This is a genomic window from Psychrobacter sp. 1U2 (genome assembly GCF_051847575.1).
This window is the reverse complement of the sequence record NZ_JBPYDC010001639.1, coordinates 1-552: the sequence shown is the minus strand read 5'-3', so window position 1 is coordinate 552 and position 552 is coordinate 1. Positions and strand designations below refer to the sequence as shown.

At 39.9% G+C, this 552-nt stretch carries 1 protein-coding gene; it reads right to left on the bottom strand.

Annotated elements, in window-relative coordinates; genetic code table 11:
• Nucleotides 1-75: 75 nt before the first annotated feature.
• On the bottom strand, nucleotides 76-552 hold a 477-nt coding region (locus ACS8FD_RS23605; RefSeq protein ID WP_439277640.1), incomplete at its 5' end, for a DUF2382 domain-containing protein.

Genomic DNA, 552 nt, shown 5'->3' with positions numbered 1-552 from the left:
ACGTTGCTTTTTTTATATTCTAACTTTCAACTTTAACACGCTTATTTTTAATAAATAAGTTTGCTTCGGGTAGGACTAGTCTTTACGAACACGAGAAGTTTCGTGCTCTAAAAACCCTTCCTCGGTTACATCTAGTTCTTCATGTTGTAGCTCAACTTGGATACTGTCTGTATGCGTATGCGTGGTCTTATTGACTTCGATTTCTTGAATAGCATAAGTATCTTTTGTAATGGTTGCTACTTGACGTGATAAAACGATCTCGATAGGAGAATCGCCAACCTCTATTTGTTTACCATTGATAGTGACTACCGCCTTACTATCTAATGAGGGTTCAACATGGCGCAAAATGTCTTTTTCATCATAGTTACCTGATAGCAGATCTTGGCTTTCAGCATCGTTGTACTCAGTGCGAATTGTGACATACTCTTCTACTAGCTCAATTGGCACTTCAATAGACTTGGTACGGGTATGCTTAGTCACTGTCACTTTACCGACGTCTAGGCGCTCCTTGTTGATGACTGGACGCTCTTCTAGTAGTTCTAGACGGTTACT